Origin of the sequence: Azospirillum sp. TSH100 (genome assembly GCF_004923295.1) — a bacterium.
Taxonomy (GTDB): Bacteria; Pseudomonadota; Alphaproteobacteria; order Azospirillales; family Azospirillaceae; genus Azospirillum.
In genome coordinates this window covers 183,738-203,778 of sequence record NZ_CP039639.1, presented here as the reverse complement: position 1 = coordinate 203,778, position 20,041 = coordinate 183,738, and the positions used below count along the sequence as shown (strand labels likewise).

23 protein-coding genes are annotated in these 20,041 nt (G+C 69.6%); 11 read left to right on the top strand and 12 right to left on the bottom strand.

Translation table 11 applies throughout. The features are described from left to right. The first annotated feature begins 14 nt into the window (after positions 1 to 14). Positions 15 to 1,679: an ABC transporter ATP-binding protein gene (locus E6C72_RS28925; RefSeq protein ID WP_109865018.1), complete on the top strand. Its 1,665-nt coding sequence runs from the start codon at positions 15 to 17 to the stop codon at positions 1,677 to 1,679. Between the two features lie 102 nt (positions 1,680 to 1,781). Further along, positions 1,782 to 2,618 (top strand): aldo/keto reductase, encoded by an 837-nt coding sequence (locus tag E6C72_RS28920; RefSeq protein ID WP_109865017.1) that lies wholly within the window; start codon positions 1,782 to 1,784, stop codon positions 2,616 to 2,618. A gap of 30 nt (positions 2,619 to 2,648) precedes the next feature. Here E6C72_RS28920 and E6C72_RS28915 read toward each other — a convergent pair whose 3' ends face one another. The 7 genes from E6C72_RS28915 to fliF form a co-directional block, all read right to left on the bottom strand. Then, positions 2,649 to 3,359 (bottom strand): hypothetical protein, encoded by a 711-nt coding sequence (locus E6C72_RS28915; protein ID WP_109865016.1) that lies wholly within the window; start codon positions 3,357 to 3,359, stop codon positions 2,649 to 2,651. A gap of 30 nt (positions 3,360 to 3,389) precedes the next feature. Beyond that, positions 3,390 to 4,418, bottom strand: a complete 1,029-nt coding sequence (locus E6C72_RS28910) for a flagellar motor switch protein FliG (protein WP_109865015.1) — start codon at positions 4,416 to 4,418, stop codon at positions 3,390 to 3,392. Between the two features lie 9 nt (positions 4,419 to 4,427). After that, the gene (locus E6C72_RS28905; RefSeq protein ID WP_109865014.1) at positions 4,428 to 4,712 is read right to left on the bottom strand and encodes a hypothetical protein; all 285 of its coding nucleotides are present in this window, start codon (positions 4,710 to 4,712) and stop codon (positions 4,428 to 4,430) included. 4 nt (positions 4,713 to 4,716) lie between these two features. Further along, positions 4,717 to 5,493 carry a flagellar type III secretion system pore protein FliP gene (gene fliP / locus E6C72_RS28900; RefSeq protein WP_109865013.1) on the bottom strand — a complete coding sequence of 259 codons (777 nt, stop codon included), beginning with the start codon at positions 5,491 to 5,493 and terminating at the stop codon, positions 4,717 to 4,719. Positions 5,494 to 5,618: 125 nt separating this feature from the next. Further along, on the bottom strand, positions 5,619 to 5,957 hold the full coding sequence (gene fliN / locus E6C72_RS28895) for a flagellar motor switch protein FliN (protein WP_109865012.1): 339 nt from the start codon (positions 5,955 to 5,957) through the stop codon (positions 5,619 to 5,621). 21 nt (positions 5,958 to 5,978) lie between these two features. After that, positions 5,979 to 6,665 carry a flagellar assembly protein FliH gene (locus E6C72_RS28890; protein ID WP_109865011.1) on the bottom strand — a complete coding sequence of 229 codons (687 nt, stop codon included), beginning with the start codon at positions 6,663 to 6,665 and terminating at the stop codon, positions 5,979 to 5,981. Further along, positions 6,665 to 8,389: a flagellar basal-body MS-ring/collar protein FliF gene (fliF, locus tag E6C72_RS28885; RefSeq protein ID WP_247876113.1), complete on the bottom strand. Its 1,725-nt coding sequence runs from the start codon at positions 8,387 to 8,389 to the stop codon at positions 6,665 to 6,667. The genes E6C72_RS28890 and fliF overlap by 1 nt, the downstream gene beginning before the upstream one ends. Positions 8,390 to 8,673: 284 nt before the next feature. Here fliF and E6C72_RS32470 point away from each other — a divergent pair, with 284 nt between their 5' ends. Genes E6C72_RS32470 through E6C72_RS28855 form a run of 7 tightly spaced genes read left to right on the top strand, consistent with a single transcriptional unit; the run spans position 8,674 to position 13,847 of the window. Further along, a complete protein-coding gene (locus E6C72_RS32470; protein WP_247882188.1) occupies positions 8,674 to 8,955 on the top strand; it encodes a flagellar basal body-associated FliL family protein in 282 nt (93 codons plus the stop codon). Then, positions 8,943 to 9,131: a flagellar basal body-associated FliL family protein gene (locus E6C72_RS32465; RefSeq protein ID WP_247882187.1), complete on the top strand. Its 189-nt coding sequence runs from the start codon at positions 8,943 to 8,945 to the stop codon at positions 9,129 to 9,131. The genes E6C72_RS32470 and E6C72_RS32465 overlap by 13 nt, the downstream gene beginning before the upstream one ends. A gap of 20 nt (positions 9,132 to 9,151) precedes the next feature. Next, complete coding sequence (gene fliM / locus E6C72_RS28875) at positions 9,152 to 10,318, top strand: flagellar motor switch protein FliM (protein WP_109443852.1); 1,167 nt, start codon at positions 9,152 to 9,154, stop codon at positions 10,316 to 10,318. Continuing rightward, a complete protein-coding gene (locus E6C72_RS28870; protein ID WP_109443851.1) occupies positions 10,299 to 10,982 on the top strand; it encodes a DUF6468 domain-containing protein in 684 nt (227 codons plus the stop codon). The genes fliM and E6C72_RS28870 overlap by 20 nt, the downstream gene beginning before the upstream one ends. Next, positions 10,979 to 11,725 (top strand): MotE family protein, encoded by a 747-nt coding sequence (locus E6C72_RS28865; protein ID WP_109443850.1) that lies wholly within the window; start codon positions 10,979 to 10,981, stop codon positions 11,723 to 11,725. The genes E6C72_RS28870 and E6C72_RS28865 overlap by 4 nt, the downstream gene beginning before the upstream one ends. A 5-nt stretch (positions 11,726 to 11,730) precedes the next feature. Next, the gene (locus tag E6C72_RS28860; protein ID WP_109443849.1) at positions 11,731 to 13,128 is read left to right on the top strand and encodes a flagellar hook-length control protein FliK; all 1,398 of its coding nucleotides are present in this window, start codon (positions 11,731 to 11,733) and stop codon (positions 13,126 to 13,128) included. A 20-nt stretch (positions 13,129 to 13,148) separates the two neighbouring features. Beyond that, the gene (locus tag E6C72_RS28855) at positions 13,149 to 13,847 is read left to right on the top strand and encodes a flagellar hook assembly protein FlgD (protein WP_109443848.1); all 699 of its coding nucleotides are present in this window, start codon (positions 13,149 to 13,151) and stop codon (positions 13,845 to 13,847) included. 38 nt (positions 13,848 to 13,885) lie between these two features. Here the strand turns inward: E6C72_RS28855 and E6C72_RS28850 are convergent, their stop codons facing one another. The 5 genes from E6C72_RS28850 to flgF are packed head-to-tail and all read right to left on the bottom strand — an operon-like array spanning position 13,886 to position 17,425. Beyond that, positions 13,886 to 14,359: a hypothetical protein gene (locus tag E6C72_RS28850; protein WP_109443847.1), complete on the bottom strand. Its 474-nt coding sequence runs from the start codon at positions 14,357 to 14,359 to the stop codon at positions 13,886 to 13,888. A gap of 45 nt (positions 14,360 to 14,404) precedes the next feature. Beyond that, entirely contained in the window at positions 14,405 to 15,136 is a 732-nt protein-coding gene (flgH, locus tag E6C72_RS28845) for a flagellar basal body L-ring protein FlgH (RefSeq protein ID WP_109443846.1), read from the bottom strand. Between the two features lie 26 nt (positions 15,137 to 15,162). Continuing rightward, positions 15,163 to 15,876 carry a flagellar basal body P-ring formation chaperone FlgA gene (gene flgA, locus E6C72_RS28840; RefSeq protein ID WP_247876038.1) on the bottom strand — a complete coding sequence of 238 codons (714 nt, stop codon included), beginning with the start codon at positions 15,874 to 15,876 and terminating at the stop codon, positions 15,163 to 15,165. Between the two features lie 5 nt (positions 15,877 to 15,881). Then, positions 15,882 to 16,667, bottom strand: a complete 786-nt coding sequence (flgG, locus tag E6C72_RS28835; RefSeq protein ID WP_109443845.1) for a flagellar basal-body rod protein FlgG — start codon at positions 16,665 to 16,667, stop codon at positions 15,882 to 15,884. A gap of 26 nt (positions 16,668 to 16,693) precedes the next feature. Continuing rightward, complete coding sequence (gene flgF, locus E6C72_RS28830) at positions 16,694 to 17,425, bottom strand: flagellar basal-body rod protein FlgF (protein WP_109443844.1); 732 nt, start codon at positions 17,423 to 17,425, stop codon at positions 16,694 to 16,696. Positions 17,426 to 17,569: 144 nt separating this feature from the next. On the opposite strand from flgF, the gene E6C72_RS32460 reads away from it, so the two are divergent. Beyond that, positions 17,570 to 18,064: a hypothetical protein gene (locus E6C72_RS32460; protein WP_247882186.1), complete on the top strand. Its 495-nt coding sequence runs from the start codon at positions 17,570 to 17,572 to the stop codon at positions 18,062 to 18,064. Positions 18,065 to 18,171: 107 nt separating this feature from the next. Further along, positions 18,172 to 19,947, top strand: a complete 1,776-nt coding sequence (locus E6C72_RS28825; protein ID WP_247882185.1) for a hypothetical protein — start codon at positions 18,172 to 18,174, stop codon at positions 19,945 to 19,947. Positions 19,948 to 20,041: the final 94 nt, after the last annotated feature.

The following is a 20,041-nucleotide window of genomic DNA, read 5'->3' as shown; positions in this document are numbered from 1 at the left end:
CGGAGACGACGACCATGGCGATCCTGGACCTGAAGGGTGTGTCGAAGTCCTATGGCGGCACCACCATCCTGCGCGACATCGACCTGTCGATCGAAGAGGGCGAGTTCGTCGCCATCGTCGGCTTCTCCGGCTCCGGCAAGTCGACGCTGATCAACCTGATCGCCGGGCTGGCGATGCCCGATGCCGGCGAGGTGCTTTACCGAGGCAAGCCGGTCACCGGCCCCGGCCCGGAGCGCGGTCTGGTCTTCCAGTCCTATTCGCTGATGCCCTGGCTCAGCGTGAAGGAGAATGTCGCCCTGGCGGTGGATGCCGTCCACAAGGCCAAGCCCTCGTCGGAGCGCGGCGTGCTGACCCGCCGGGCGGTGGAGACGGTGGGTCTCGGCCACGCCACCGACCGCCGGCCGAAGGAGCTGTCGGGCGGCATGCGCCAGCGCGTCGGCTTTGCCCGCGCGCTCGCCATGAGCCCGGAGATGCTGCTGCTGGACGAACCGCTGTCGGCGCTCGACGCCCTGACCCGCGCCAAGCTTCAGGACGAGATCGAGGCGATCTGGCGCAAGGACCGCAAGACCGTCATCCTCATCACCAACGATGTGGACGAGGCGATCCTGCTGGCCGACCGCATCATCCCGCTGACCCCCGGCCCCAACGCCACGCTCGGCCCGGCCTTCACCGTCGATCTGCCGCGCCCGCGCGACCGCACCGCCGTCAACCATGACGAGGATTTCAAGCGCCTGCGCGCCGAGGTCACCGCCTACCTGATGGAGGTCGGCGTCGCCCGCGGCACCGGCGGCGATGACGGCCTCGTCCTGCCCGACGTGAAGCCGACCACCGCCTCGCCCCCGCCCAAGGCCTACATCGAGGCGATGGGCGGGCGCGGGATGGAGGACCGCTATCTAGAATTCACCCGCCTGACCAAGACCTTCGCCACGCCGAAGGGTCCGCTGACCGTGGTGGACGGCTTCGACCTGAAGATGCGCAAGGGCGAGTTCGTCTCGCTGATCGGCCATTCCGGCTGCGGCAAGTCCACCGTGCTGTCGATGGTCGCCGGCCTCGCCGACGTCACCAGCGGCGGCATCGTGCTGGACGGCAAGGAGGTGGACGGCGCCGGTCCCGACCGCGCCGTGGTGTTCCAGGCCCCCAGCCTGTTCCCCTGGCTGACCGCCTACGAGAACGTCATGCTCGGCGTCGACCGCGTCTTCCCCCATGCGAGCAAGGGCGAGCGCGCCGACATCGCCCGCTATTACCTCGCCCGTGTGGGCTTGGGCGACAGCATGGACCGGAAGGCGTCGGAGCTGTCCAACGGCATGAAGCAGCGGGTCGGCATCGCCCGCGCCTTCGCCCTGTCGCCCAAGCTGCTGCTGCTCGACGAGCCCTTCGGCATGCTCGACAGCCTGACCCGCTGGGAGTTGCAGGAGGTGCTGATGGAGGTGTGGGCGCGCACCAAGGTCACCGCGGTCTGCGTCACCCACGACGTGGACGAGGCGCTGCTGCTGGCCGACCGGGTGGTGATGATGACCAATGGCCCGAACGCCAAGATCGGCCACATCCTGAATGTCGACATCCCCCACCCGCGCACCCGGCAGGCCCTGCTGGAGCACCCGCGCTATTACGAATACCGGGAAGAGCTGCTGAACTTCCTCGAAGGCGGCCATGCCGGAGCGCCGAAAAAGGCGGCCTGACCGGGTTCCCACTCCCCGGAAAGCCCACCGAAGACCCATCGACAAGCTGGTCCCGCAGGGCCAGCTTGTTGTCCTTCGGGACGACAGACGGGAGTGAGGGAGATGAAGCGCGTGACCCTGCCGGACGGCACCGAGGTCCCGGCCCTCGGCCAGGGCACCTGGATGATGGCGGAGGGGCGCGGCGACCGCGCCGCCGAGATCGCCGCACTGCGGACCGGCATCGACCGGGGCATGACCCTGATCGACACGGCGGAGATGTATGGCGACGGCGCCTCGGAAGAGCTGGTGGGGGAAGCCATCGCCGGCCGGCGCGACGGCCTGTTCATCGTCACCAAGGTTCTGCCCAGCAACGCGTCGCGCATCGGCACGGTGAAGGCCTGCGAACGCAGCCTGAAGCGGCTCAAGATCGACCGCATCGACCTCTACCTGCTGCACTGGCGCGGCGGCGTGCCGCTGGAGGAGACGGTCGAGGCGTTCGAGACGCTGCGCGCCGCCGGCAAGATCGCCCGCTGGGGCGTCTCGAACTTCGACGTCGACGATCTGGAGGAGTTGGCGGAGACAACCGACCTGCACGGCTGCGCCGCCAATCAGGTGCTCTACAACCCCGAACACCGCGGCATCGAATACGACCTGCTTCCGTTCCAGCACACCGCACGGATGCCGGTGATGGCCTATTCCCCCATCGGCCAGGGCGGCCGCCTGCTGCGCTCGCCCGCCCTGCTGGCGGTGGCGAAGCGCCATGACGCCACCCCGGCGCAGGTGGCGATCGCCTGGGCGCTCCGCCAGCAGGGGGTGATCGCGATTCCCAAGGCGGGCACCACGGCACACGCCATCGAGAATGCCGACGCCGTCAAACTGACCCTGACCGCCGAGGACATCGCGGAGATCGACAAGGCCTTCCCCCCGCCCAGGCGCAAGCAACCGCTTGCAATGATCTGAGGGAGACGAACGCCCCAATCATAGCGCCCATCACAGCGCCACGTCGGACGACAGAGGCTCGTCCAACCCGAGCCAGGCATCGGCCAGCGGACCAACGGTCAAAGCGCCCTCGATCCGGCAGTCGGCCAGGGCGGCACGGAAGCTCTCGTGCAGGTCGGCCAGGGCGGCGGACGGCAGGCCCATCGCCAGACGCAGGGTCACGTCCAGCCGGCGGCCGGCCAGCGTCGCCATCAGCTGGACCGGACCCAACCGCTGCGGCCGGGCCTGGAGCACCAGCGTGACGCGGTCGGACAGGCCGTCCTCGATCCCGACCGCACAGAGCAGGCTGTCGTCGCCGTCCAGCAGGGGCACGCGCGACAGCCGCCACTGCCGTCCGTCCACCGGCTGGAACCGCGAAGCCAGCGCCCGATCGCAGTCGTCGATCAGCAGCCCGTCGTCCAGATCCGCCAGCCGGGCTGCGGCGTCCGCCCCGAGCCAGCCGCGGCAGCCACCGGCGGTCGCCGCCAGGAACAGGGCGAGCGCCGCTCCGAAAGTCGAATCGCAGCGCGGCAGGCAGCCGCGCGCCAGCGCCGCGTCGGTCGGCGACAGCGAGTCCAGCAGGTCGAGCAGGTGCCGCACCAGCGATCCGGCCTCGTCCCCGTCATCCGGGACTCGGGCGGCGGGTAACGGCATCGCGGCGAAGTGACCCGCCAGACGGTCCGGTGGCGGCACGGGACGGGGGACGAGGTCGCGCCCCGCCATTCAAACGACCTCCATTCGGCAACCCTCCGCTCAATAAACGACGGTGTCGGCGTCGTCGGACTGCGGGATGATGATGGTGCCGTCCTCCGCCATCGCCTTGGCGACACGGACGATCTCGGCCTGGGCGTCGTTGACGTCGCGCATGCGCAGGGGGCCCATGTTCTCGATCTCGTCCAGCAGGATCAGGCGGGCGCGTTCCGACAGCACCGACAGGAAATGGTCGCGCTGGGGTGCCGGCGCGCCCTTCAGCGCGATGGCGAGCTGGCCGGTGTCGCAGCGGCGGATCACCGCCTGCAACGAGACGCGGTCCAGCCGCATCAGATCCTCGAAGGTGAACATCAGCTGCTTGATGCGCTGGGTCGGCTCCGGCATCACCGTTTCCAGATCGTCGAAGATCTCGGTCAGCGTCTCGCGGTCGATGCGGTTGAAGATGTCGGCCATCCGCTCCAGCGAATCATTGCCATGGGTGCGGGCGTAATTGGCCATGAACTCGTTGTGCAGGATCGATTCGATGTCCAGCAGCACCTCGCGCTGCACCGATTCGATCTGGATCATGCGCTCGATCACCTCGGTGCGGATGGTGGGCGGCAGCAGAACCAGCACCTTGGCGGCATGGTCCGCCCGCATCTTGGACAGGATGACCGCCGCGGTCTGGGGATATTCGCCGGCCAGATAGCTGGCGAGCACCCCCTCATTCACGTTGGACATCTTCTCCCACATGGTGCGGCCGGCCGGGCCGCGGATCTCGCCCATGATCTCGGTCACGCGGTCGGCGGGCAGGAAGCGGTTCAGCATCCGCTCCGTGCTGTCGTAGGAGCCGACGACCGACCCGGCATTGGCGAAGCGTTCGGTGAAGATGCGCATCAGCGTCTCCACCAGATTGGAGGTCACATTGCCAAGCGTCGCCATCGCCCGGCTGACGAGGCGGATCTCGTCCTCGTCCAGCCGTTCCATCAGCCGCGAGCCGCGCTCCTCGCCCAGCGCCAGAAAGATGACGGCGCTTTTTTCGATGCCGGTCAGGCTCTTGTAGTTCTCACGGATCTTGATCGGCGATCCCATGGCGTCACCTCAGAAGGAGTAATCGGCGGAGGGGGCGGAGGGCAGGGTGGTACCGGAGGCGTCGGCCGGCAGCAGGGCTAGAGCGCGGTCGTGTCGGAAGGCGACCGCCATCACCGCACCGGCCACCAGCAGCAGCGGATGCGGGATCAGCGGGTTGGGGTCGAGAGCGGCCAGCAGGCCGGCGACCGAGCCGTCCTCGGGCACCGCAACTCCGCGGCGGCGGGCCTGTGCCAGCAGGCTGTCGGCCAAGCTGGCGGAAGGGCCGGGGTGGGGGCTTGCCGGTTCTTCTTCCATCGGCTCACACTCCGTAGGAGCGGATCAGGCTGCCGGCGATCAGGAACCAGCCGTCGGTCAGCACGAAGAAGATGATCTTGAAGGGCAGCGCGATCATCACCGGCGGCAGCATCATCATGCCCATCGCCATCAGGATCGCCGCCACCACCATGTCGATCACCAGGAAGGGCAGGAACAGCAGGAAGCCGATCTCGAAGGCGCGGCGCAGCTCCGACAGCAGGAAGGCCGGCATCAGCAACCGCAGGTCGACGCTCTCCGCCGTCACCGGACGCTCGTCCTTTGCCGGTTCCGTGCTCTCGCCGGCCGGCTTCGGCTTGGCGGTGAAGGCGGCGAAGGCGGCCAGATCGCGTTCGCGGACATGGGAAGCCATGAAGCCGCGGAACGGTTCGATCATGCGCTCCAGCCCCTGTTCCTGGGTGACCTGCTCGTTCAGCAGCGGGCGCAGGCCGTCCTGCCAGGCGCTGTCGATCACCGGCCCCATGATGTGGAAGGTCAGGAACATGGCGAGGCTGACCAGCACCATGTTCGGCGGCGATTGCTGCAAGCCCAGCGCGGAGCGCAGCAGCGACAGCACGACGATGATGCGGGTGAAGCAGGTGACCATGATCAGCAGGCCCGGCGCGACGCTGAGCACCGTCAGCAGCACGATGCCCTGGACGATCCGCCCCGATAGGCTGGCCCCGTCCGCCAGCGAGCCCAGCGCCCCGAGATTGAGGTCGAGCGGCGCCGCCGCGGCCGGACCGGCGGCGAGGATCAGGGCGAGGAGGAGAAGTGGACGCATGCGGAGGCTTTCGGGGTGCCCCCTCTCCCCCCTGGGGAGAGGGTCGGGGTGAAGGGGATGCACAATGTGGATAGGCAAGGATGCGAGGTGCCGCTCCGCCGACTAAGGCACGCTATGCGTCCCCCTCAATCGATCTCCAGCTCGGTACGCACGATCTCGGTCAGGGTGACACCCAGCCGCTGGTCCTCGACGATCACCACCTCGCCGCGGGCGACGAGGCGGTGGTTGACCAGCACCTCGACCGGTTCGTCCACCTTGCGCTCAAGCTCCAGTACGGCGCCGCGGCCGAGCTTCAGCAGTTGCGCCACCAGCATGCTGGTGCGGCCGAGCACGACCTGCACGTCGACCGGCACGTTGTAGATGGCGTTCATCGGCCCGTCGTAGGGCTTGTCGCCGCTCCTGTCCGGGGCCTTCTCCGCCTGCTTGGGATCGTCGTCGAGGATGTCGAGGTTCAAGGGGGGCATGAGGGTTCTCGCTTCGGATCGTTAAGGGTCGGGCGACAGCGCCGGCTGCAAGGCGGCAACGGCACGGTCGGTGAGGTCGGCGACGGCGGCCTCGATGGATGCCTGGATGGTGGCGGGATCGCGGCGGACGGAGCCGGCGCCCCAATTCGCCTCCAGGGCACCGATGGGCAGCGCCGGGTCGCCCTGAATGTCGAGCCGGCCCCGGAAGACGCCCTGTCCGGCCAGCCGCTCTTCCAGCGGACGGCAGAGCGACGGGTGCAGACGCAGCGTCAGCATCGGGGCCTGCCCGGCGGCACGCAGGGCGTCGGCGGCGAGCCGCTCGACTTCGGCGCGGGCGACCTGATCGAGCAGGCGCGGTGCCATGCGGCGGACCAGCGCCAGCAGCACGAAGGCGCCCTCGGCCTCCAGCCGCTCCATCAGGGCGGCATGATCGGCGTCGAGCGCCGCCATCCGCTGCGCCAACTGGTCGAGGGTGGCGGACAGCTCGGCCTCGATGCGGCGGGCGGCGGACAGCTCGCCCTCGCGGCGGCCTTGGACCAGCCCCTCGGCCAGTGTGGTTTCTCGGATCCTGCCCAGCGCCGCGCGATGCTCGCGTTCGGACAGGGTCGGCAGGTCGAGGGGATCGACGGCCTCCGCCGCCTCCGGTTCCGCCACCGCGGCGGGGGCGCCGAAGCTGTGGTCGAAGCGGTAGCGCGGATAGGCGGCCATCACGCCACCTCCTCATAGAGCCAGGAGCGCAGGATATCGATGGCCTCGTCCGGATACTGGTCGACCAGCTCGCCCAGCCGGCGGATCGAGGATGCGCGGACGCGGCCCTCCACCGTGCGCAGCTCGATCAGCTGGTCCATCGTCTCTTCGATGCCCAGCTGCGGCACCATCGGCGCGGCGGCCAGGGTGGCCTCTCCCTCCGCGCCGTCGGGCAGCGCCGCACCGGCGGCGGCGGTGCCGGCGGCGGCCGGGCCGGTCAGCTGCGGCATGGCGCCGCCGGCCGGAGCGGCCAGCGCCGGGGCGGGCGCCTCGGCCACCATGGGTTCCGGCGCCGGGAAGACGCGGCGGATCAGCGGACGCAGGCCGACCAGGATCACCAGGGCCGACAGCACCAGCAGGATCACCCACTGGATCAGCGTCATGATGTTGCGGGTCAGCGTCTCGGCGATCTCGTCGCCCAGCGGGCGCGGCGCAAGATCGGGGGCCAGATCGACGAATTCCAGATTGTCCACCGTCACCCGGTCGCCGCGCGCCTCGCTGAAGCCCATGGCGGAGCGGACCAGCTCGCCCAGGCGCTGAAGCTCCTCCGCCGTGCGCGGCTCGTACTGGCGGGTGCCGTCGGCGGCGGTCCTCCAGGTGCCGTTGACCAGCACGGCGACGCTGAGGCGGCGGACGTCGCCCGGCTCGATCACCGTTTCGCGGCTGACGTTGGAGATCTCGTAATTGACCGTCTCCTCCTGCCGCTTGCTGTCGTTGGAGGATTGCGGTCCCTGCGACTGGGCGCGCACGTCGCGCTGCGGCAGGTTCTGTTCGGCGGTGACCGGCGGCTCGCCGTTGCTGTCCTGGCTGCGGTCCTGCTCCTGCACCGTCTGGGTGGAGCGGACGACCTGGCTGTTGGGGTCGAAGGTCTGGCTGCGCACCACCTCGCGCTTGGTCTCCACCTCGGCGGCGACCTGGACGCGGACATTGCCGGCGCCGAGACGGGCGGTCAGCATCTGCTCCACCGCGCGGGCGACGCGGGTTTCCGCCGCGACGCGCAGCCCGTCGGTGCGGGCCGAAGCCAGACCCGGCCCGTCATCCTCGGTCAGCAGAAGCTCGCCGGAGGAATCCATCACCGTCACGGCGCTGGGCTTCAGGTTGGGCACGGCGGCGGAGACGAGGTGGCGGATCGACAGCGCCTGCTTGCGGTCCATCGACCCCCGGCCGCGCATGCGCACCACCACCGACGCGGTCGGCTTGGGCGCGCTGCGCGAGAACTCCTCGCGCTCCGGCAGGACGATGTGGACGCGGGCGGCCTCGACGCCGGACAGCGTCTCGATGGTGCGTCCGAGTTCGCCCTCCATGGCGCGCAGGCGGTTGATGCGCTGCATGAAGCTGGTGATGCCGAGCGGCTTGTCGGTGTCGAACAGCTCGTAACCGACGCCGCCGTGCGCGGGCAGGCCCTTCTCCGCCAACGCCATGCGGACACGGGAGACGTCGGCCTGCGGCACGCTGATCGTGGTGCCGTCGAAACCGGCATTCACCGGCACGCCCATCTCCTGCACCGCCTTGGCGATGCGGCCGGCCTCCGCCGGTTCCAGCCCGCTGTAAAGGGCGGTCATGTGCGGCTGCGACAGCAGCAGCGCCATGCCGGCGACGGCCAGGACAATGCCGAGCCCGGTGCCCGCCAGCACGAGCAGCCGACCGCGACCCAAGGACCGCAAGGTGTCGATCAGACTGTCCACGGTTCCCCGCACCTTTAAAGTTTCTGAAAATCGGCGGGCCTAGTCTTCGCCCTGCGCACCCCGTCACGCTAACGGTGCGACTTTTAAGCGGAGTAAAAAACGGCACTGCCACCGAAGACAAAGCCCCTAAAACTTTAAAGAAACCCCGGTTGACTAAAATTTTCGGCAATCGCCGGTGGGATGGAGCGATGATTACACGGCTAGGCCTAGTGAAAGCAGGGGCAGGAACGGCAACGGCACGGGACGAAGTCCTGAACCGGCTGCGTGGATCGGGACGGCTTCTGGTGATCGCCCTGCCGGTCGCCCGGCTGCTGGCCGGCGTCGCGGCGCTGGTCGCGGTGGCGGCGGCCGGGCTCGGCGGCTATTGGCTGGCGGCCGGCACGCCGGCGGTGGAACGGTTGTGGATGCCTTCGGCGGAGACCGCTCCGGCCGATGGCGTGGTCGACATGCCGGAACTGGTCGTCAATCTCCGCCGCGACACGCCGTCCCGCTTCCTGAAGATCGGCCTGTCGCTGACCGTCCCCCCCGCGACCGCCAGCGGGTCGAGCAGGCGATGCCGCAGCTGACCGACAGCTTGCAGGAGTTCCTGCGCAACCTCGACCAGGATGACCTGGAGGGGTCGGCAGGGCTGCACCGTCTGCGCAGCGAGATCAAGCGTCGCTTCAACCTGATCCTGTCCGACCCCGCCGGCCGGCGCGACGTCGTCACCGACGTCCTGCTGCGCAGCCTGCTCACGCAATAGCGACCTTCCAGAGGCACCGGATGACCGACACCCCCACCCCGCCCGCCCCGTCCATGCCCCCATCCACCCTCGTTGCCGAGGAGGATGCGGACTGGTCCGACGCCGCGTGGGAACTGGCCGCGGCCCAGCAGACCGCCCCGCCAACTCCGCCTGCCGCCGAAGAAGCGGAGGCGATGCAGCAGGCGCTGGCCGGCCTGACCGGCGAGGCGAAAACGCTGAGCCAGGAAGAGATCGACCGGTTGCTGAACTTCGCCGCACCGGAAGGCGGCGGCCCGGCGATGAGCGCCATCCAGCGGCTGGTCAGCTCGACCACGGTCAACAAGGACCGGCTGCCGATGCTGGACGTGGTGTTCGACCGCATGGTGCGGATGCTGAACACCTCGCTGCGCCAGTTCGCCTCGACCAACGTCGAGGCGTCGCTGTCGAAGATCGAATGGCTGCGCTACACCGACTTCCAGGACGCCATCGAGCTGCCGGCGCTGATCGGCGTCGCCCGCGCCGAGCCGTGGGACAACCAGATGCTGGTGACCATCGACAGCGCGCTGATCTACTGCATGATGGACGTGCTGCTGGGCGGGCGGCGGTCCAGGCCGGGGCGGATCGACGGGCGGGCCTACACCTCGATCGAACGCAAGATGACCGAGCGGATGATGAAGGTGGTGCTCCAGGATCTGGGGCAGTCCTTCGACCCGCTGGCGCAGGTCGATTTCGTCTTCGACCGGCTGGAGGTGAACCCGCAGTTCGCCACCATCACGCGCGCCACCAACGCCATCATCCGCGTGCGCATCGCCGTGGAGGTGGAACGCCGCACCGGCCACATCGACATCGTCATCCCCTATGCCACGCTGGAGCCGATCCGCGGCAAGCTGGTGCAGATGTTCATGGGGGAGAAGTTCGGCCATGACACGGTGTGGGAAAGCCACCTGAAGAACGAGCTGATGCGCTCCAAGCTGGAGCTGGTCGCCGTGCTGGCGGAGACCAAGGTGCCGCTGGGCGAGGTTCTCGCTTGGCAGAAGGGCCAGTCGCTGAAGCTGCGCATCAGCCCGGATCAGACCGTCCTGGTCTTCAGCAAGACCATCCCGCTGTTCGCCGGCCACATGGGACAGCGCAACGACAACATCGCGGTGAAGATCGACACCGATCTCGACACCAAGCAGGAGCTGATCGATGGTCTCCTTTCTCATTGATGCGGCCCTGGCGGTGATGCTGGTCACGGCGACCGCCTATCTGGTCATCGTCAACAAGCGGCTGAAGCTGCTGCGCACCGGCCAGTCCGAGATCAACGCCCTGGTGTCGACCTTCTCCAAGTCGATCGACGACACCGACGCCTCGATGAAGCGCATGGTCGTGTCGGCGACGGAGATCGCCGCCCGCCTGTCCGACGAGCTGGACCGCGCCAAGGGCATGAAGGAGGACATGACGCTGATCCTCGGGTCCTGCGAGCGGACCACCGCCCGCATGGAAGAGTCGGTCCAGCATGCCCGCGCCCTGCTGCGCCGCCTCGATGAAGGCGCCATGCGGGCGACCCGCAACCGGACACGGCCGGACGCGGCCGACGATGCCAGGACCGTGGCGAAGCCACTGGATGCGGAATCGGCAGCGTCCTCTCCGCTGCTGTCGGCGCTGAAAATGGCTGAAGCCGACAAGGGTGAGTTCCAGGCGCTGGAAACGGCCCTGCGCGCAGTGGCCGGACAGAAGGTGGCCGAACAGAAGGCTGAGGGACAGCCGGCGGAAACCGCCGCACCCGTCCCGTCCGCCCCGCCCGCTGGGTCCTCCTCCGGCCCGGCGAAGGCCGCCGCCAGCGCCTTCTATGCCCGGCTGCGCACCGTCGGATCGGAGGTGTCGGCATGATCCCGCGCATCCTGCCCATCACCCTGGTCGCCGTGCTGATGGTGCTGCCGCTGAAGCTCGGCGCCCTGGTCGACGGCTTCCCGGTCATCGCCCAGCAGTTCGACCGCGAGTTCGGCGGCCATGAACGGCCCTGGGCGACCGATCTGAAGGCTGCCGACGGCAAGGAGGCAGCCTCCGCCCCGGCACCGGTTCCGCTGCCGGTCTCCACCCCGGTGGCCTCCCCCGTGGCGGAGGTGCCGCCGCCGGTGGCCCTGGCACCGCCCAACTGCACGGACCCACTGCTGCGCGCCGCCATCGACGAGCAGAAGGCCGACACGTCCGGCCGCCAGAACCGCCTGCGCGAGGCCGAAGCGGTGCTGGCAGCCACCGAGGCGCGGGTCGGGACGCAGATCCAGCGGTTGAACGGGGTGAAGCGCGAGGTCGAGGCGCTGATGACCCAACGCTCCAATCTGGCGCAGGAGGATTTGAAGCGGATGGTCGCGATCTATGAGGCAATGAAGCCGCGCGACGCCGCCCGCATCCTGACCGACATGGAAACGGATATGGTCGTCGATGTGCTGGACCGCATTTCCGAGCGGCGCGCCGCCCCGATCCTGGCCGAGATGGCCGACGCCAAGGCGCGCGAGGTGACGCGGTTGATCCTTCAGCGCCGCGCCCTGCCCGGCGACCGCAAGGCCGCACCGGCGATGATCGGCGCTTCGGTGCCCGTCACCGCCATGCCGCGCCCCACCCTGACGAATTGAGCGCCATGACCAGCATGCCCGACGCCGTTGCGGCCCCGCAGCGCCCGGCCCCGACCCAACGTGGCGGTTCGTCCGGCGACGACGCGCGCGACGAGGATTTCGCCAGTCTGGTGGATGAAGTCGCGGAGGAGGAACCCGACGATGCAAGCCGCTCCGACCGGCTGCGCAAGGGCAAGGACCCAAAGCCGGACGATCCCGTCGCCGCACGCGGCGCAATCACCCAGGCAGTGGTGCAGGCCAGCGGAACCGATGGCCCACTGATGCCCTGGATGGTGGCCGCAGCTCCCGTGGTTCCCCAGACGATGCCAACATCCGGACCGAGGGCGGAGACAGTGGCGCCCCCCGAAGCGACGACGGGTTCCACCGCTCCCAAAGCCGGACAAGCCGCCGCCATCGGCCAGCAGCTGGCCGGGCCGGCTGCAGCGACGACTGCACCGGCGGCCGCTCCGCAGCCGGCAGCGGAACCGTCATTGGCCGATGGACCGGTCAAGCAAGGCGGACCGGGACACCTGGCGCCGGCCGAAACGGCGGCACAGGACAACGCCGGGCAGCCAGCGGATGCTCCGGCGCCGCTCCAGACCGTGCAGGTCGCGCAGGCCGCCTTGCCGGCCCCCGGATCCGCGATGCCGGTCGCCACCGCGGAGGCGCCCCCCTCTCCGGATGGGCGTGAGAACCGGCGTGACGAGAGTAACGATCCCCGCACCGCGGTCCACGCCACACGCGGCGCCGGCCGTCAGGGGGCAGTTGCCGACAAGGCCGACCCACCGACCGCTGCCGCCGCAACACTGAAAGCGGGCCAACCAGTCCCCGAAGCCGCTTCCGCCCCTGCCGGCCGGTCCCCAGCCCCGCCCTTCACCGCTCCGCCCGGCACGGGAAGTGGCGAGACGGCGGCCACCGGTTTCGAGGCGGTGCCGACCCTGCCTGCCCAGGCGGCAACGCATTATGCCGCCGCCGCCGCGTCCGGCCGGGCCGCAACCGCGCACAGCCCGGCGATGACGCAACTGGCGGCCCCTCTGGTCCGCGTGGCCGAGTCCGGCGGCGGCGAGTTCCATATCGACCTCGCCCCGGCGGAACTTGGCCGCATCCGCGTCGTCGCCGATGTCAGCGACGGCAAGGTCGCGCTGACCGTCCAGGCCGAACAGGCCGACACGCTGGCCCTGCTGCGGCGCGACCTGACCCAGCTGGAACGGGCACTCGGCGATGCCGGCCTGTCGCTCGACGGGTCCAACCTTCAGTTCTCGCTTCAGGGCGACGGGCAGTCGCGTGGCTTCGCCGCTCCCGACCAGGGCGGCAGTTCCGGCGGCTGGCGCGTCCAGGCCGAGGCCATCCCCGAACCCGTTGCCGAATCCGTTACCAACCGGCCGCTGCGCCCGATCGACGGGCTGGTCGACGTCACCGTCTGAACAGGAAAGACAGTCCCGCCATGACCACCACGCCCAGCACCGGCCTGATGACCGCCGCAAAGACGAACGCGGCGGCCACGACAGACCAGACCAAGACCGACCAGACAATGACCGGCGAGCCCAAGAAGGCCACGGTCGATTACGAATCCTTCCTGAAGCTGCTGACCGCCCAGCTGCGCAACCAGGATCCGCTGGCACCGATGGATGCCACCCAGTTCATGACCCAGCTGGCGCAGCTGTCGACGGTGGAGCAGTCGATGCGCTCCAACGACACGCTGGGCAAGGTGCTGGACACGCTGAAGAGCAGCGGCATGCGCATGGACATGGCCCTGCTCGGCCGCAAGGTGGAAGTGGCGTCGGACCAGCTGGCGCTGGCCGGCGGCAAGGCGGAAGCCGCCTACACCGTCGACGGCACGCCGGCTTCCGTGAAGCTGGAGGTGCTGAATGGCGCCGGCAGCGTCGTCTACAGCACCCCCGGTTCGCTGAAGACCGGCCGGCAGCTCTTCGACTGGACCGGCAAGACCGCCAGTGGCGGCACCGCGCCCGATGGCGTCTATACGCTGCGGGTGACGGCGAAGGACAAGGACGGCAAGGCGCTGAAGAGCGCCACCGTCGTCAGCGACACGGTGGCCGAGGTGCGCAGCGTCGACGGCGCCAGCAAGTTCGTGCTGAAGAACGGCGCCACGGTGGATTCGAGCGCGGTGCTGTCGGCGTCGTAAGGTGAACAGATCCTCTCCCGCCCCGGGAGAGGGCTTCTTTACAGCCGCGTGTTGTCCTGACGCAGCAGGCGGTCGATCAGCACCGCACGGACCGGCTGGGCATTGTCCCGGCCGCCAAGGGAGACGCCGAGAGAGCCGTTGGCGCCGGCCAGCAGCGCGGTGGCGACGCCCTGCGGATCGACCGCCGGACCGTTGAAGCGGCCATGACCGGCAAGGTCGAACAGCGCCTCCAGCATGGCGCTGCGGGCATGCGGCAGGCGGCGGCGGACCAGGAGCGCGTCATCGGCACTGGATGCCTCCAACGTGATCTGGGTCAGGATGAAGGCGATGGTCCGCCCGCGATCCAGCATCGGCACCACCAGCTGGCCGGCCTCCACGTAATAGGGACCGCCGGCGACCGTCTCGGCGGCAGCGGCGGGGGCCGCATCCTGCGGGGCCTCGATGCGGCCGAAGCCGTAGCCGCCGCCGAAGGCGAGGGCAGCGGCCACGGCGAAGAGCAGGACAGCTTTCATGGCGCGGGTTCCCGAACAGGCCGGATCATCGGAAGGGCCTGACCATCAGAAGGGCAGAATCACGTCCAGCACCTGCTGGCCGTAGCGCGGCTGCTGAACGTCGGTGATCTGGCCGCGACCGCCATAGGTGATGCGCGCCTCGGCGATCTTGTCGTATTCGATGGTGTTGGCGTTGCTGATGTCTTCCGGCCGGATGACGCCGGCGATGCGCATCTCGCGCAGCTCGTAGTTCACCCGCACCTCCTGCCGGCCGGCGATGACGAAATTGCCGTTGGGCAGCACCTGGGTCACCACGGCGGCGACCCGCATGGCGATGCGTTCGTTGCGCTGGATGGTGCCGTTGCCGGCCGAGCTGCTGGTGCTGTCCAGATTGACCAGATTCGACGGATCCACCGCGTCGGGCAGCACTGCCGGCAGGCGGCTTTCCAGACCGAAGAAGTTGGGCAGCCCCTCCTTTTCGCTGTTGGTGCGGCCGCGCTGGGTGCTGTTGCGCATCTGCGCCTGGTCGGAAATGTCGATGACCACGGTCAGCAGGTCGCCCACCAGCTTCGCGCGGGGATCGCGGAAGAAGTCGCGCGACCCGGTGCGCCACAACGAGCTTGGGATCTGCTCGGCCGTCGAGGGCTGCGGCATCGGCAGCGAGATCACGCGGGCCTCCGGCTGCAAGGCCGGGTTTGAGATCTCCGACAGGGTGGGAGCGCTGCCGATGTCGGCCAGCCGGGCGCAGCCGCTCGTGCCAAGCGACAGCAGCAGGATGGGGACGAGCGCGGTGCGCATGACGGAAGCTCCCTTGATAAAAGGATTTAGGGCTTTGCTGCCTGCGGAATCCGCGGGCCGCTGACCGACACGGTCTCGGACCCGGTGACGGTGCCGGTGACCACGGTGCTGCTGGCGATGTTCATGACGCGGACGGTGTCGCCGACTCCGCCCTCCTGCAACGCCCGCCCGCGTGCGGCCAGCATCAGCGCGCCATCCTCGTAAACGAGAGTCACCGGCCGGTTGCGCTGGACGACGATGGGGGCGCCGACCGATCCGACCTGGACCAGCCGCCCGGCGGAGATCTGCCGCCGAGGCGACTGGCCGATCAGCGCGTCGGCCGAGGCGATGAAGCCCGCCCCGGCGCGGTCGAGCGACAGGCGGATGGTGGTCAGATCGGACGGCTCGATGATCTCGCCCGGCCGGATGCGGCGGACCGGCACCGGCATCGTCACCTCGACGTCGGCCCGGCCGCTAAGCTCGACGGCATGGCCGTTGCTGAGGATGCGGGCGGTGAAGATGCCGGTGCGGGGGTCGAGCCCGATGTCGCGCACGGCATCAACCGGCCCGTCGAAGGGACGGCCCAGCGTCAGCGCCACCTGGGCGTCCGGCGGGATTGAAGGGCCGAGGGAGGCCAGAAGCTCCTCCGCCAGCCGCGTCTCGACGGGACCGGTGGCGGGACCGGCGGCAGCCGGAAAGGGAAGCGCCAGCATGGTCCCGAGCAGGAGAACGGACAGCGGCCGGCGGAGGGTTCGCTGCACGGTCGTCACCGCATGTTGGTCATGGTGGAGGCCATCTGGTCGCCGGCCTCGATCACCTTGGCGTTCATCTCGTAGGCCCGCTGGGCGGAGATCAGCTCGGTGATCTCCTGCACGACGTTGACGTTGGAAGATTCCAGATATTTCTGGCGGATGGTGCCGAAGCCGGCCTGACCGGCCAGCCCCTCCTGCGGTTCGCCGGATGCCGGGGTGGCGCGGAACAGATTGTCGCCCAGCGCCTCCAGACCGCTGTCGTTGACGAACACCGTCATCGCCAGCTGGCCCTGGTTGACCGGCTGGGTCTTGCCGTCGACATAGGCCAGCACCTCGCCGGAGCGGTTGATCACCACCTCGCGCGTGCCCTGCGGCACGGTGATGCCGGGGGCGACGGTGAAGCCGTCGGCGGTGACGATGGTGCCCTCCGGCGACAGCTTGAAACTGCCGGCGCGGGTATAGACGGTCTCGCCGCCGGGCTGGGTCACGTTGAAATAGCCGCGCCCCTCGATCGCCAGATCCAGTTCGTTGCCGGTGGAGGTCAGGTTGCCGGTGGTGTTGATGCGGTTGACCGAGGTCGGCCGCACGCCCAGCCCCACCTCGACACCGGTCGGCACGATGGTGCCGCTGTCGGTCGACTGGCTGCCCTGGCGCTTTTCCGCCTGGTACATCAGGTCCTGGAATTCGGCGCGCGAGCGCTTGAAGGCCGTGGTGTTGATGTTGGCGATGTTGTTGGAGATGACCTCGACGTTCATCTGCTGGGCCATCATGCCGGTGGACGCGATGCTGAGCACGCGCATGGACGGACTCTCCCTGTTTGGAGCTTTTACGAGGATTTGCCGAGGCGGTTGATGGCGGAGCGCAGAAGATCCTGCCCGTCGTCCACCATCTTGGTCACCGCCTGATAATCGCGGGTCAGGTCCATCATCCGGCCGATCTCGACGATGCCCTGCACGTTGGAGCGCTCGACCTTGCCTTCCACCAGACGGGTGTCGGGGGCGGGGAGCGCCTCCATGCCCTGGGCCGGCTCGAACAGCAGGTCGCCGGTCTGCTTCAGCGCCTGGGGATTGGCGAAGCGCGACACGGCGATGCGGGAGACCACGGCGCCATCGGCCGACAGCAGCCCGTCGGACCCGATGGTGATCCTGGACGCATCGGACGGGATGACGATGGGCCGGCGGCCGTCATCCAGTACGGGATAGCCGTTGGGGCCGACCAGCGTGCCGTCGGCATCGCGGCGCAGCCGTCCGTCGCGGGTGTAGCGCACGCCGTCCGGCGTCTGCACCGACAGGAACCCGTCGCCGTCCAGCGCCACGTCATAGGGATTGCCAGTCTCGGTGAAGGCGCCGGCGCGCAGGTCGGTGTAGGTGGAGCGGTCGATGGTAAAGGCGATGCGGTCGGTCGGCTTGCGCCCGCCGGCCTCCATCGCCGCTTCGAACAGGGTGCGCTCACCACGGAAGCCGACCGTATTCATATTGGCGACGTTGTTGGCAACGACGTCCAGCTGCCGCCGCAGCGCCATCTGGCGCGACAGTCCGATGTAAAGCTGGTTCTCCATCGCCGAACACTCCGGTTTTGAACTCTGCCTTAATCTGGACGAGGCAGTTTAAAGCCGGGTTTCAACCTGGGCCGTTCCGGCGGATGCCTTACCGGACTTGGCGCGGCTTTGGCAATCATTTCGATAAAATGCGAGACGACTGTGATGAAACGGCGCCCGAATACCGCAGTGACGCTTGGTTCGACGCTGGTTCTTGCCCTGCTGTCGCTGCCGGGGCCGGCACAGGCCGCCGTCCGCGCACAGCTGGGCGACCATGGCGACTATTCCCGGCTGGTGCTGTCGGTGCCGAAGGGGGTGGAGCCGGTGGCGGTCGTCGACGGCTGCGTCCTGCGCGTCAGCGTGCCCGAACCGGTGCGCTGGCCGCTGGCCAGCCTGCGCGACAGCTTCTCGCGCCGGCTGGCGGACTTCGTGACGGCGGACGGCGGGCGCAGCCTGACCGCGACGGTGCCCTGCGGCGCGCGGGTGGCGAGCTTCATGGAACGGCAGAACCTGATCGTCGATGTCGGCGGGCCGCCGGTTCCGGGGGTCAAGCCGGGGGGACGGGGGATGGGGCGGTGGAAGGGACGCCGGATGCGGTGGTCGCCGCTGCGCCGCCGAAGGCTGGCGCCATCGGTGTCGCCGAAGTCGTTGAAGCGCTGAACCCTATCGGCACTGCCAACGCGGCAGTTATGGATTCCCCAATCCCGGCAGTGTTCCCTCTCCCCGGGGGGGAGAGGGAGAACGCGCCCCTCCCAGTTGTTGCCAGCTTGGAAGGCGAAGTCCGCGACAGCATCCAACAGACCCTGCGCCAGCTGGAGCGCATGCCGGAACGCACCCCCAAGCCAGTCCCGCAGGCCGCCGAACCGCCCAAGCCACCGGCTCCGCCGCCCATCGGGGCGATGGATCTCGCCGGCTGGGCCGGTGACGACTTCAACCGCACGCGCGAGGCGCTGCAAGCCGCCCTCGACAAGGCACAGGGCCGCGCGCGGGTCGAGGCGCAGATCGCGCTGGTCCGCTTCCTGCTCGCCCGCGCCATGGACGAGGAAGGGCGGGCGGCGCTGGAAACGGCGGCCAGCCTGTCGCCAGCCCCCGACCAGCGCTATGCCCTGCGCATCCTGGGCGACGCCTTCCGCACGCTCGATCGCGAGGACGCGCCCGACGACAACCTGTTCGTCCAGCTGCCGGCCGGGACCATGGCCGACCACCATGTCTGGCGCAGCGTCGCCCTCGCACCGAGTCGCTGGGCGGCGGCGAAGGAGGGGTTGCCCATCGCGCTGCGCCGGCTGCTCGACTATCCGGCCGACCTGCGCAGCCGGCTGCTGACCACGCTCGCCGCCGCAGCGGACGAAGCGGGGGACAGCGCGGCGCTGAACCTGATCGTGCTGGAGATGATCACCGTCGATTCGAAGGGCATGGCCGATGGCCGGCTCGACTATTTCCGCGGCCGGCTGGCGGAGTTGAAGGCGACGCCGGACGCGGCGCTGGAACGCTATGACGCCGCGGCGGCCTTGCGCCGCGGTCCCTTCGCCCGCCGGGCGGAGGTGCGCGCCATCGAACTGCGCCGCGGCCTGGGACGGCTGGACGAGGACGGCGCCATCAAGGCGCTGGAGGCCCTGCGCTTCGCCTGGCGCGGCGACGACATCGAGACCGATGCGCTGGCGGCACTCGGCGGCGCCTATGCCCGCAGCGGCCGGACCGAGGCGGCGCTGGACATCTTCGGTCTGCTGGGGCGGCGCTTCGGCGCCACCGCGCGCGGACGCGACGCGCTGGCGGCCGGACGGACCCTGCTGTCCGCCGTGCTCGACCGGCTGGAGCAGTCTCCGCCGGGCGGACTCTATGCGCTGGCCTTGCAGGCCCGGCACGGGCGGCTGGTCACTCTGGCCGACGGGGCGGACGGCGGGCTGCGCCTGCGCCTCGCCACCCTGCTGTTGCGCGACGGCTATGGGCTGGAGGCGACCCGCATCCTGCACGCGCTGACCGAAGGGGCGAGCGGTCCGCGCCGGGCGGAGCTTGGCGCCACGCTCGCCCGCGCCCTGATCGACGGTGGGCGCGAGGGAGAGGCGCTGGATGTGCTCGCCCGCACCGGCGGGTCCGGGCTGGAACCGGCCCTGGCCGAACGCCGCGCCCTGCTGCGCGCAGATGCGTTGCTCGGCGATGGCGACACGGTGCGGGCGCTCGACGCCCTGCGCGGCCTGACCGGGGCGGAGGCGGCGCGGCTGCGGGCGCAGGGGCTGTTCGCCGCCGGTGAATGGCAGGCGGCGCGTAGCGCCTTTGCCGAACTGGCCGCCACCGGGGCGGAACCGACGGCCGACGACCTCGCCTTGCAGGGGCTGTCGGCCTATCTGGCCGGCGATGCCGAAGGCCTGCGCACGTTCGGCGAGGCGCAACGCGCGCGGCTGGCCGGCACCCGCTGGGCCGGACTGGTCGATGCGCTGGCGCCGCCGCCGGCCGACGGGCCGCTGCGCGCGGAAGCGGTCGAGCGCGACCTTGCCACGGCGACCGCGCTCGACCGGCTGGCGCGCGGGTGGCGGGGGAAGCCCTGACCTCGGGTCCTGATCCGTAAAGCCGCTTTAAACGGCCGGCGGTAGCGTCGGCGGAAGTTGCCCCCCTTTCGCGACGGCCTTTGCACATCCGGAG

Excerpts from the sequence above, each read along its gene's own strand:
- E6C72_RS28860 (WP_109443849.1), top strand. The coding sequence starts at position 11,731 with ATGACCAGCATGCCCGACGCCGTTGCGGCCCCGCAGCGCCCGGCCCCG.
- E6C72_RS32465 (WP_247882187.1), top strand. The coding sequence starts at position 8,943 with ATGCCGCAGCTGACCGACAGCTTGCAGGAGTTCCTGCGCAACCTCGAC.
- E6C72_RS28925 (WP_109865018.1), top strand. The coding sequence starts at position 15 with ATGGCGATCCTGGACCTGAAGGGTGTGTCGAAGTCCTATGGCGGCACC.
- fliP (WP_109865013.1), bottom strand. The coding sequence starts at position 5,493 with ATGCGTCCACTTCTCCTCCTCGCCCTGATCCTCGCCGCCGGTCCGGCC.
- flgG (WP_109443845.1), bottom strand. The coding sequence starts at position 16,667 with ATGCGCGTGCTCAGCATCGCGTCCACCGGCATGATGGCCCAGCAGATG.
- flgF (WP_109443844.1), bottom strand. The coding sequence starts at position 17,425 with ATGGAGAACCAGCTTTACATCGGACTGTCGCGCCAGATGGCGCTGCGG.
- E6C72_RS28920 (WP_109865017.1), top strand. The coding sequence starts at position 1,782 with ATGAAGCGCGTGACCCTGCCGGACGGCACCGAGGTCCCGGCCCTCGGC.
- E6C72_RS32460 (WP_247882186.1), top strand. The coding sequence starts at position 17,570 with ATGAAACGGCGCCCGAATACCGCAGTGACGCTTGGTTCGACGCTGGTT.
- E6C72_RS28850 (WP_109443847.1), bottom strand. The coding sequence starts at position 14,359 with ATGAAAGCTGTCCTGCTCTTCGCCGTGGCCGCTGCCCTCGCCTTCGGC.
- fliM (WP_109443852.1), top strand. The coding sequence starts at position 9,152 with ATGACCGACACCCCCACCCCGCCCGCCCCGTCCATGCCCCCATCCACC.
- E6C72_RS28915 (WP_109865016.1), bottom strand. The coding sequence starts at position 3,359 with ATGGCGGGGCGCGACCTCGTCCCCCGTCCCGTGCCGCCACCGGACCGT.
- E6C72_RS28870 (WP_109443851.1), top strand. The coding sequence starts at position 10,299 with ATGGTCTCCTTTCTCATTGATGCGGCCCTGGCGGTGATGCTGGTCACG.
- E6C72_RS28855 (WP_109443848.1), top strand. The coding sequence starts at position 13,149 with ATGACCACCACGCCCAGCACCGGCCTGATGACCGCCGCAAAGACGAAC.
- E6C72_RS28890 (WP_109865011.1), bottom strand. The coding sequence starts at position 6,665 with ATGGCCGCCTATCCGCGCTACCGCTTCGACCACAGCTTCGGCGCCCCC.
- E6C72_RS28905 (WP_109865014.1), bottom strand. The coding sequence starts at position 4,712 with ATGGAAGAAGAACCGGCAAGCCCCCACCCCGGCCCTTCCGCCAGCTTG.
- E6C72_RS28865 (WP_109443850.1), top strand. The coding sequence starts at position 10,979 with ATGATCCCGCGCATCCTGCCCATCACCCTGGTCGCCGTGCTGATGGTG.
- fliN (WP_109865012.1), bottom strand. The coding sequence starts at position 5,957 with ATGCCCCCCTTGAACCTCGACATCCTCGACGACGATCCCAAGCAGGCG.
- E6C72_RS28910 (WP_109865015.1), bottom strand. The coding sequence starts at position 4,418 with ATGGGATCGCCGATCAAGATCCGTGAGAACTACAAGAGCCTGACCGGC.
- flgH (WP_109443846.1), bottom strand. The coding sequence starts at position 15,136 with ATGCGCACCGCGCTCGTCCCCATCCTGCTGCTGTCGCTTGGCACGAGC.